We start from the raw sequence: 9,093 nt of genomic DNA, 5'->3' as shown, positions 1-9,093 counted from the left end.
GCCCCGCGCAGTGCGCGGGGCCGGCCTTCAGGGGAGGTAAAAGAAATGAAAGATGTCAGCGTGTTTGGAGGGTCACTTTTTTTCGCGCCTGAAGCAGAGGAACCAGTCGAGGCAGTATTTTTCCTCGTCCTGCGACTCCATCCGCTCCTTGGCCACGCCGCAGGAGCCGGCAGTCGGGATGATGACGTCCTGTCCGGAGCGCCAGTTGGCCGGGGTCGCGATCTGCTCGGCGTCCGCCTTCTGGAGCGCGACGACGATCCGTTTGATCTCGTCGAAGTTGCGCCCGGTGGAGGCCGGGTAGTAGAGGATCGTGCGGATGACCGCCTCGGGGTCGATGACGAAGACCGCGCGCACCGCCTGGGTGGTCGAGGAGGAGGGCTGGATCATGCCGTATTTGTTGGCGACCTCCATCTTGATGTCCTCGATGAGCGGGAATTTGACCTCGACGCCCTTCATGCCGTTCCACTCGAGGTCCTGGATCTTGCGCAGCCAGGCGATGTGGGAGTAGAGGGAGTCGACCGAAAGGCCGATCAACTCGGTGTTCAGCGCCTTGAACTCGTCCGCCATCGTCGCGAAGGTCATGAACTCGGTCGTGCAGACGGGGGTGAAGTCCGCCGGGTGGGAGAAGAGGATCACCCATTTGCCCTTGTAATCCTCGGGGAAGTTGATGGGGCCCTGGGTGGTCACCGCCGAGAAGGACGGGGCTTTATCGCCGATGAGGGGCATTGTGTAGGTTTTGGTTTCTTCCATGTTGCATCCTCCTTTATGAGATGTCGTCCGGTTTCTATTCGAATGTGTGGTAGTGATAGGGTTTCAGATATCAGTAACTATTACTGTTTCTGTGTCTAAAGAATACCGCATCCGCGGCATCCTTTCCGTGACAAAGTCACCTTATTCCGTTTTGATTTTGACGCCGCAGGGATGGGCCGGCGAAAAGTCGTATCCCGCCTTGCCCGTGACCGATTCGTAGACCGTCCAGCCGCCCGAGAGGTTGTGGCACTCGTAGCCGTGCTGCATGAGGATGCGGCAGGCGAGGTAGCTGCGCAGCGCGGTGCCGCAGGTGAGATAGACCGGCTTGCCCCGCGGGAACTCGTCGAGATGATCGCGCAGCCCGTCGATCGGCACGTTTTTGAAGCCGTCGATGCGGCCCTGCGCGTATTCCTCCGGCGAGCGGGTGTCGACGAGGGTGACGCTTCCGTCGCGCGGGAGAGCCGCGACCTCGTCCCAGTGGAACTGGCGCACCCTGCCGGCGAGGAGGTTTTCGATCACGAAGCCCGTGATGTTGACCGGGTCCTTCGCGGAGGAGAAGGGCGGCGCGTAGCAGAGCTCGAGCTCCGCCAGATCGGCGGCGGTCATGCCCGCGCGGATGGCGGTCGCCAGCACGTCGCAGCGCTTGTCGACGCCGTCGAAGCCCACGAGCTGGGCGCCGAGGATCTTCCCCGTCCCCCGCTCGAAGACCACCTTCATCTCGAGGTTCCGCGCGCCGGGGTAATAGGTCGCGTGGGAGGTTCCGTGGATGTGCACCTTGTCACAGTCGAGCCCCGCGGCCTTCGCCGCGCGCTCGTTGAGACCGGTCGTCGCGACGGCCATGTCGAAGAGCTTGAGCACCGACGAGCCCTGGGTGCCGCGGTATACGCTGGGGATGCCCGCAAGGTTGTCGGCCGCGATGCGGCCCTGCTTGTTCGCCGGGCCCGCGAGCGGGATGTAGCCGGGCGCGCCCGTCACGAAGTCGGTGATCTCCACCGCGTCCCCCACCGCGTAAATGTCGGGATCGGAGGCGCGCATGTGGGGATCGACGACAATCGCACCGCGCGGGTTGACCGTAAGCCCCGCCTCCTTCGCAAGACGGCCGTCGGGGCGCACCCCGATCGACAGCAGCACGAGGTCGGCGTTCAGGACGCCCCGCTCGAGGGAGACGGTCACACCGCCGTCCGGCGCGGGGGAAAAGGCCTTCACGCCGTTTTGCAGCAGCAGGCGCACCCCCTTGGAGACGAGGTAGCGTTCTACGAAGCTGGCCATGTCGTAGTCGAGCGGGCCGATCACATGGTCCGCCAGCTCGACGACGGTGACCGAAAGCCCCGCCCGCGTGAGATTCTCCGCCATCTCGACGCCGATGTATCCGCCGCCGACCACCACCGCCGTCCTGGGGCGTGCCTCCTCGACGAAGGCGCGGATGCGGTAGGTGTCGGGAACGGTGCGCAGGGTGAAGATCCGCTCGTGTTCGATGCCGGGGATGGGGGGCCGCAGCGGTTCCGCGCCCGGCGAGAGCAGGAGCTTGTCGTAGGCTTCGGTGTAGCTTTCGCCGGTCGCGGCGACGCGGACGGTCACCGTCCTCTTCGCGCGGTCGATCGAGACGACCTCGCAGCCGGTGCGCACGTCGATGTTGAAGCGCTCCTTGAAGCTCTGCGGGGTCTGGAGGGTCAGCGATTTCTTGTCGGTGATCTCGCCGCCGATATAATAGGGCAGCCCGCAGTTCGCATAGGAGATGTATTCGCCGCGCTCAAAAACGACGATCTGCGCCTCTTCGTCCAGCCGGCGCAGCCGCGCCGCGGCCGACGCGCCGCCCGCGACGCCGCCGACGATCAGTACCTTCATTTCGCTCCCCTCCTTTCCGATCAGCCGAGCATGTTCAGGATCGCCTGCTTGCTCTGCACGCCCACGCGGGTGGCGACCGCCTTGCCCTGCTTCATCACGACGAGGGTCGGGATGCTCATGACGCCGAACTGCGCCGCGAGCTCGGGCTGCTCGTCGACGTTCACCTTGCCGACCTTCGCGCGCCCGTCGACCTCCTCCGCCACCTGGTCCACGATCGGGGAAACCATGCGGCAGGGCCCGCACCAGGGCGCCCAGAAGTCCAGGAGCACCGCCTGGTCGGACTGTAAAACCTCTGTGGTGAAATTATCCTTGGTCAAAGTTTTGACTGACATATCATCTGCCTCCTTGTTTTGCGGTTGTTTGGTATGGCTCTATTATATACCTTTTTGGTGTTGTTACGGTGACTAGGTCACACTCCCCCCGGAGGCGCATGGAAAGCGGGCCCGCGGCATATGATTCAGCATGGTACCCAACTTTATCACAAGGGGTGGCAAGATGTATCCCGTCTACGACTATCTCAAAACTGAAACGAAATGCGAGGAGGTGCCCGTCGCCTTCCCGCCCCAGCAGCAGGACCGCCAGCCGGGCATGGAGGCCGTCATGCAGCCCCGGCCGATCTCGGAGAACGCCTGCGCCGCCGGGGGCGGCCGCCTGTGCGACCGGGTCGCGCTCATCACCGGGGGCGACAGCGGCATCGGGCGCGCCGTCGCCTACGCCTTCGCGAAGGAGGGCGCGGACGTGGCGGTCGCCTACCTCTGCGAGGAGCAGGACGCCGCCGAGACGAAGGCCCATGTCGAGGAGCTCGGGCGGCGGTGCCTGCTGCTGCCCGGCGACCTGCGCGACCCCGCCTGCTGCCGCGCCGCCGTCGAGCGGACGGTGGGGTGCTACGGCAAGCTGAACGTTCTCGTCAACAACCACGCCGTCCAGTTCATCCGCCGGAGCATCCTGGACATCACCCGCGAACAGCTCCTCGCCACCTTTGAAACGAACATCCTCTCCTATTTTTATCTCATCCAGGCCGCGCTCCCCCATCTCGGCCGCGGCAGCTCGATCATCAACACCACCTCCGTCACCGCCTACGCGGGCGAGCCGATGCTCATCGATTACAGCGCCACCAAGGGCGCGGTCATGGCGCTCACCCGTTCCCTGTCCCTCTCGCTCGAGGGACAGGGCGTGCGCGTCAACGCCGTCGCCCCCGGCCCCATCTGGACCCCGCTCATCCCCGCCTCCTACTCCGCGCGGGAGGTCCAGACCTTCGGCACCGATACCTCCCGCGTGCCCATGCTGCGCGCCGGACAGCCGTTCGAGGTTGCCTCCAGCTACGTCTTCCTCGCGTCGGACGACGCGAGCTATATGAGCGGCCAGGTCCTGCACCCCAACGGCGGGAAGATCGTCGGGTCCTGAAATCGCGCAAAACCGAAAACGCCCGTTTGGCAACGGGCGTTTTTTTGCATATTTTCCGGCAGCGCGCAAACAATAATCCCATCAAAAATCCGGGAGGTCACGCTATGGAACATCCAACCTTCCTCTACTGTGAGGACTGTAAAAAAATCGCCGCCGTCATCGAGGGCAGCCCGACGCTCGCCTGCTGCGGCGACCCGATGAAGGCGCTGCGCGCCAACACGTCGGACGGCGCCGCCGAAAAGCATGTCCCCGTCGTCAAAAAGCAGGGAAGCACCGTTGAAGTCTGCGTCGGCGACGTGCCGCACCCGATGAGCAGGGAGCACAGCATCGGCTGGGTCTGCCTCGTCACGAAGGAGGGCTGGCAGCTCAAAAAGCTGCCCGTCGACCGCGACCCGGTCGCGAAGTTCGCCCTCTCCGAAGGCGACGCGCCCGAGGCGGCCTACGCCTGGTGCAACCTGCACGGCCTGTGGAAGGCCGACATCCATTAAATCTGCGAGGTGAGAGTATGCCCAGATCCAACTATCCCGGCGGGCTGAACGAAATGCTCAGCTGCGACGATACCGCCAAATCCTATTTCATGTCCCTGCCCGACTACGTGCAGGGGATGATCCAGCAGCGCTGCGGCAACGTCCACAGCATCGACGAGCTGCACCGCTACGCCGAAAACCTCATGGCCGGCGACAAATAAAAAACGGCGGAGGGTGCGCCCTCCGCCGAAAAAGCTACAGTTCTTTGAGCCGCGCGACCACCCGGTCGAGCTGCGCCCGCGGAACGAAGCGCCCCGCGTACTGCATCGCCGTGCCCAACTGCATGCCGCGGAACCGCGCCGCCATCGGGCTGGCCAGCACCTTTGGGTAGGCGCGCTGTATCACCGCGCGCGCGTTCGGATTGGCGAGGATCTCGCCGATCGTGATGCGCCCGTTTCTCAAATCCATTGCTTCACCTCCCCGTTTTGGGGATAGCCCATTGTATGCCGCACGGCGGAAAGGAGTTCCCACCATGCAAAACTATGCCAACGGTCCCGAGATCCCCATGGGGTTCGGCATGGCGCTCGCCGAAAACATGCCCGCCATGGAGTATTTCGCCTCGCTGAGCCACGAGCAGCAGCAGGCCGTCATCGCGCACACCCACCAGATCCGCTCCAAAAAGGAGATGCAGGCCTACGTCCGCAGCCTTGTGGAGCAGCCGCCCTCCTTTTACTAGGAGAACTTTCCAGTTTAGGGGGCTTTCCCCCGTCCATACTATTACCGGAGGTGGCAAACATGCCCGAATGCTTTGAAAATCCGCAGATGCAGCAGTATTTTTCCTCCCTGCCCGTCTATGTTCAGGAGACGATCAAGCAGAGCGCGCCCAAGATTACCAACGAGGACGAGCTCCGCAAGTTCGCGGAAAACCTGATGCAGAGCAACGGATAAAGCCCGAAGGCCCCCCGCCGAAGCGGGGGCCTTCGCTTTTTCCGGGCCGGCCGGCACGCCGAATAACGCATGCCGTCAGCCCGGGGCTTGCTCTTTTCCGCAGCGGGAGGGCGCGGGGGCCTCCTCCTGGCGCCGCAGCTCCCGTTCATAGTCCTCCTGTGTCATGGGGTGGTAGAAGACGAAGCCCTGAACATAGTCGCAGCCCACTTCCCGCAGCCGCCGCACCTGCTCCGGCGTCTCGATCCCCTCCGCCACCGTGTGGATGTGGAACCTGTGCACCAAATCGACGACGCCCTGGATGATGGCCCACTCCCGCTCCTCGTCCGTCCCGTCCTCGAAGAAAAAGCGGTCGATCTTCAGCGTGTCCGCCGGCAGGTCCTTCAGCAGGCTCAGGGAGGAGTAGCCCTTGCCGAAATCGTCGATCGAGCAGGCAAATCCCGCCTGCTTCAGCGCGTTGACCGTCCGGAGGAGCAGGCCGGCGTTGTCGAGGACGATGGACTCGGTGAACTCGATCTCCAACAGCTCCGGAGGGATTTGGAACCTGTCCCGGATCTCCACATAGCGGTCCACGAACCCCTCGTCATAGAACTGCAGCCGGGACACGTTGACGGATACCGGCAGCGCGGACTCCCCCGCGTCCAGCCGGCCGCGCAGCCAGCGGCAGACCTCCTCCATGACGTACTGGTCCAATTGCCCGATCATGAACTTCCGCTCAAAGACCGGGATGAACTGATCGGGCGGGATGACCCGCCCCCCGCTGAGCTTCCAGCGGACCAGCGCCTCGGAGGAGGCGATCCTCCCCGTGCGCAGGTCCACCTTCGGCTGGTAATAGACGACGAACTCCCGGCGCTCGAGGGCGGAAGCCATCCGGCTCTCGATGTCCTTCTCCTCCCACAGCTTACGGCGGATGCTGTCGTTGTAATAGACATAGTTGGGGCTGGTTTTGGTTTTAACCATCTTGCGCGCGAAGCCCGCCCGGTCCATAAGCCCCCCGACGCCGAGCTTTTCGACCACGTCCCCCACGCAGCAGATTCCGCAGCAGGTGGACAGGCTCTGCCGTCCGGGCGAGCTGCGCATATACGCGGTGATCTTCCGGTCGGCCTCCCGCTGGCGCGCGGCCACCTCCTCCTTCCGGTCATACCGCAGCAGCAGCACGAAATTGTCGGCCGAGACCCGGCCGCACAATTCCCGCTCCCGCAGCCCGGCGCGGAGAATCTCCCCATACCGGGCCAGCACCTCGTCGCCGTAGGCGTACCCGAACATGTCGTTGATATACTTGAAATCCACGAAATCCGTACAGACCACGGCGTACCGCTCATTCCCCGCCCGGTCCAGCAGGGTCTGGGCCTTCTCCTTGAAGGCGTCGATCTGGTAGGCCCCGGTCAGCGGATCCCGCTGCGCCAGATCGCTCAGCCGCTGGTTGGTGCTCTCCAGCAGGAGCAGCTTTTTCGAGGCCGCCCAGAAGATGAACAACCAGGTCGCCAGCATGATGCCCAGCATGACGGCGCACGCCGCCAGCAGGGTCTTCGACTGATGGGTGGTATAGGCCTCGGCGGCAAAGACCGTGTCGTTGGCCTGCTCAAAATAGCGTTCGCTCATCGTGAGCAGCGGCCCGCTGTCCTCCGCTCCCGCCCGGTACGCTTCGATGTGGTCCTTCACCTGGACCCACATGCCCTTCAGTTCCTCCAGCTCCCGCCGGTACGCCGCGTCCTTAGGGTTCGGCAGGCCGTATTCCCCGCCCTCTCCGGACAGGTCCGCCAGGATGCCGTCCAGATATTCCACAAGGCCGTCGCTTGGTTGGTCCATCAGCTCCAGCTTCACCAGCCGCTGCGTGGCGCCCCGCACAATGCCCACATAGTTGATCAGCCTGCCATAGCACTGCACCTGTGTGACCGCGTGGACCGTTATGCCGCCCAGCAGCAGCAAAGAAATGAACAAAGAAATAAGGCCGCCCTTTGCGTATCGCCTCACGACGCTCATCCCCCACCGCTTCCGCCGGCCGCTCAGGTCGCGATCGCTGCCGATCCGGCTATCGTTGTTACAGTTAAGCAACATTATACTGTAATCGACGGGAATAAGCAAGTTTTTTGTGACAACGTCATGGATCCTGTGGAAAAACGGCACCCACACGCAAACAATGAGATAAAACAGCCGCCCGGATGGGCGGCTGTTTTAATCACGTGAGCCCGGTCATACGGCCGTTTCTACAAAATGCACGGCGGAATGATCCCAATACCTTCGGTAAACGACGTCATCTTGTTTTCCATGAAAATTCAACTGGTACATCCGGAATGTCACCAGAATATTTTTCGGCTGCCACTGCTCCTCATAGGAATATTGATAGCGCATCCCCAACCGGACCATGACCGCGCCGCTGCGCGGATTGTTCCGGTCGTGCGTAGCGGTAACGTATGGAAGCCCGTCCGCCTTTACACGCTCAATGACAGCCCCGCACGCCTCGGTCACAATACCCCCGTGCCAGAACTCTTTGCGCAGCCCATAACCCAAATCGTGGTGTTCTTCCATGCTGACGTTCACATAACCGATCGGAATGTTGTCACTTTTCAGACAAACGGCGTATTGATAGGCCCGCTCCTGCCTGTAGCGTTCCGCGTACCGCTCCTGCCAGAAGGCCCGCGCTTCATCCATGGACCGTAATGGAAACCACGGCAGAAAACGGTTTACCTCCCCGTCGCTGAAAATGGCAAACAAAGCGGGCAAGTCGTCTTCCGCAAATCTTCTCAGGGTCAGTCGCTCTGTCTCCAACGCGGGGGTGTTTACAGTACGCAAACCACATCACCCCGGATTTTTAATTTCTCGGCCCGCGCCTCATCCGTCCGGCGCGGACGGCCGTCTCTTTATTCCCGCAGCAGGAGACGGTCGAATTCGTGGAAGTTCGGGATGACCTCATACACCTCCGGCATCCGCTCAAACGCCTCCCGCCGCTCCTCCGGGGCGACCGCGATCACCTTCCCCGCGCCCGCCGCCGCTGCCGCGCGAAGCCCCGAGACCGCGTCCTCGAAGACGATGCAGTTCTTCGGCTCGAGCCCGAGCGTCTCGGCGGCCCGCAGGTAGAAGTCCGGCGCCGGCTTCCCGAGGATGGTGCCGTCGTCGTAAACGAGCTTTTCAACGTCGAACCACCGCTCCAGGCGGAAGCTCTCGATATAAAAATCCACGTTGCCCCTGCGGGAAGCGGTCGCGATCGTCCGGGGGATCCCGCGCTCGCGGAGCTCGTCCAGAAGCTCCTCCGCGCCCAGCGCGAGGTGGAAGCGCGCCGCGTCCTCCCGGCAGAGCCGCCGGTAGATCGTCTCCTTTTCCTCGACGTATTCGTCGACCTGCCGCGCGCTCAGAGCCTTCCCGGCGAGATGCTGCATGGTAAAATCGTTGTTGCGCCCGTGCACGCACTCCCGAAACTCCCCGTCGGAAATCTCCTTCCCAAACGCCTCCCGCGCAAAGAGCCGCCACGCCCGCTCCTGCTGCTCCCCGTCGAAAAAGAGCGTCCCGTTAAAATCGAAAATGACTCCCATCATGATATCGGTTCCTCCCAGGCCGGGGAATTCCACCTTCCGCCGGCCGTTTGTAATGTTCAGTTCCAGTATAATGCTCTCGGCCGAAAAATTCCAGCGTTTTGTTACCATATCCGGAAGAAAAGGGCGGAATCCGGAAGAAAAGGGCGGAG

11 protein-coding genes and 1 pseudogene are annotated in these 9,093 nt (G+C 62.9%); 5 read left to right on the top strand and 7 right to left on the bottom strand.

The window, feature by feature from the left end; genetic code table 11:
• Positions 1-72: 72 nt before the first annotated feature.
• From NE609_RS09645 to trxA, 3 genes and pseudogenes are all read right to left on the bottom strand, one after another.
• Positions 73-750, bottom strand: coding sequence for a peroxiredoxin (locus NE609_RS09645; protein WP_121586513.1), 678 nt, complete (start codon positions 748-750; stop codon positions 73-75).
• Between the two features lie 141 nt (positions 751-891).
• On the bottom strand, positions 892-2,595 hold the full coding sequence (locus NE609_RS09640) for an FAD-dependent oxidoreductase (RefSeq protein ID WP_256152389.1): 1,704 nt from the start codon (positions 2,593-2,595) through the stop codon (positions 892-894).
• 20 nt (positions 2,596-2,615) lie between these two features.
• Positions 2,616-2,930: pseudogene (gene trxA / locus NE609_RS09635) on the bottom strand (thioredoxin); the annotation flags it as partial.
• A 160-nt stretch (positions 2,931-3,090) separates the two neighbouring features.
• Here trxA and NE609_RS09630 point away from each other — a divergent pair.
• The 3 genes from NE609_RS09630 (at position 3,091) to NE609_RS09620 (ending at position 4,687) form a co-directional block, all read left to right on the top strand.
• A complete protein-coding gene (locus NE609_RS09630) occupies positions 3,091-3,999 on the top strand; it encodes an SDR family oxidoreductase (RefSeq protein WP_256152388.1) in 909 nt (302 codons plus the stop codon).
• A gap of 104 nt (positions 4,000-4,103) precedes the next feature.
• Positions 4,104-4,487 carry a desulfoferrodoxin family protein gene (locus NE609_RS09625; protein ID WP_121586510.1) on the top strand — a complete coding sequence of 128 codons (384 nt, stop codon included), beginning with the start codon at positions 4,104-4,106 and terminating at the stop codon, positions 4,485-4,487.
• A 17-nt stretch (positions 4,488-4,504) separates the two neighbouring features.
• Entirely contained in the window at positions 4,505-4,687 is a 183-nt protein-coding gene (locus NE609_RS09620) for a hypothetical protein (RefSeq protein WP_101551502.1), read from the top strand.
• Positions 4,688-4,721: 34 nt separating this feature from the next.
• Here NE609_RS09620 and NE609_RS09615 read toward each other — a convergent pair whose 3' ends face one another.
• Complete coding sequence (locus NE609_RS09615) at positions 4,722-4,934, bottom strand: hypothetical protein (protein ID WP_121586508.1); 213 nt, start codon at positions 4,932-4,934, stop codon at positions 4,722-4,724.
• A 64-nt stretch (positions 4,935-4,998) separates the two neighbouring features.
• Here NE609_RS09615 and NE609_RS09610 point away from each other — a divergent pair, with 64 nt between their 5' ends.
• The gene (locus NE609_RS09610) at positions 4,999-5,202 is read left to right on the top strand and encodes a hypothetical protein (RefSeq protein ID WP_101551506.1); all 204 of its coding nucleotides are present in this window, start codon (positions 4,999-5,001) and stop codon (positions 5,200-5,202) included.
• A gap of 59 nt (positions 5,203-5,261) precedes the next feature.
• Positions 5,262-5,414 (top strand): hypothetical protein, encoded by a 153-nt coding sequence (locus NE609_RS09605; protein WP_172439239.1) that lies wholly within the window; start codon positions 5,262-5,264, stop codon positions 5,412-5,414.
• A 75-nt stretch (positions 5,415-5,489) separates the two neighbouring features.
• Here NE609_RS09605 and NE609_RS09600 read toward each other — a convergent pair whose 3' ends face one another.
• The 3 genes from NE609_RS09600 to NE609_RS09590 form a co-directional block, all read right to left on the bottom strand.
• The gene (locus NE609_RS09600; protein WP_256152387.1) at positions 5,490-7,352 is read right to left on the bottom strand and encodes a bifunctional diguanylate cyclase/phosphodiesterase; all 1,863 of its coding nucleotides are present in this window, start codon (positions 7,350-7,352) and stop codon (positions 5,490-5,492) included.
• A gap of 252 nt (positions 7,353-7,604) precedes the next feature.
• Positions 7,605-8,204 (bottom strand): GNAT family N-acetyltransferase, encoded by a 600-nt coding sequence (locus tag NE609_RS09595; protein ID WP_121586507.1) that lies wholly within the window; start codon positions 8,202-8,204, stop codon positions 7,605-7,607.
• 68 nt (positions 8,205-8,272) lie between these two features.
• The gene (locus tag NE609_RS09590) at positions 8,273-8,944 is read right to left on the bottom strand and encodes an HAD family phosphatase (RefSeq protein WP_121586506.1); all 672 of its coding nucleotides are present in this window, start codon (positions 8,942-8,944) and stop codon (positions 8,273-8,275) included.
• Positions 8,945-9,093: the final 149 nt, after the last annotated feature.

Source organism: Anaerotruncus sp. DFI.9.16 (assembly GCF_024461615.1).
Taxonomy (GTDB): domain Bacteria; phylum Bacillota; class Clostridia; order Oscillospirales; family Ruminococcaceae; genus Anaerotruncus; species Anaerotruncus massiliensis.
This window is presented reverse-complemented; position numbering and strand designations above follow the sequence as displayed.

What these genes read in the sequence shown, in the direction of transcription:
- NE609_RS09645 (WP_121586513.1), bottom strand. Translation starts at nt 750, where the DNA reads ATGGAAGAAACCAAAACCTACACAATGCCCCTCATCGGCGATAAAGCC.
- NE609_RS09640 (WP_256152389.1), bottom strand. Translation starts at nt 2,595, where the DNA reads ATGAAGGTACTGATCGTCGGCGGCGTCGCGGGCGGCGCGTCGGCCGCG.
- NE609_RS09630 (WP_256152388.1), top strand. Translation starts at nt 3,091, where the DNA reads ATGTATCCCGTCTACGACTATCTCAAAACTGAAACGAAATGCGAGGAG.
- NE609_RS09625 (WP_121586510.1), top strand. Translation starts at nt 4,104, where the DNA reads ATGGAACATCCAACCTTCCTCTACTGTGAGGACTGTAAAAAAATCGCC.
- NE609_RS09620 (WP_101551502.1), top strand. Translation starts at nt 4,505, where the DNA reads ATGCCCAGATCCAACTATCCCGGCGGGCTGAACGAAATGCTCAGCTGC.
- NE609_RS09615 (WP_121586508.1), bottom strand. Translation starts at nt 4,934, where the DNA reads ATGGATTTGAGAAACGGGCGCATCACGATCGGCGAGATCCTCGCCAAT.
- NE609_RS09610 (WP_101551506.1), top strand. Translation starts at nt 4,999, where the DNA reads ATGCAAAACTATGCCAACGGTCCCGAGATCCCCATGGGGTTCGGCATG.
- NE609_RS09605 (WP_172439239.1), top strand. Translation starts at nt 5,262, where the DNA reads ATGCCCGAATGCTTTGAAAATCCGCAGATGCAGCAGTATTTTTCCTCC.
- NE609_RS09590 (WP_121586506.1), bottom strand. Translation starts at nt 8,944, where the DNA reads ATGATGGGAGTCATTTTCGATTTTAACGGGACGCTCTTTTTCGACGGG.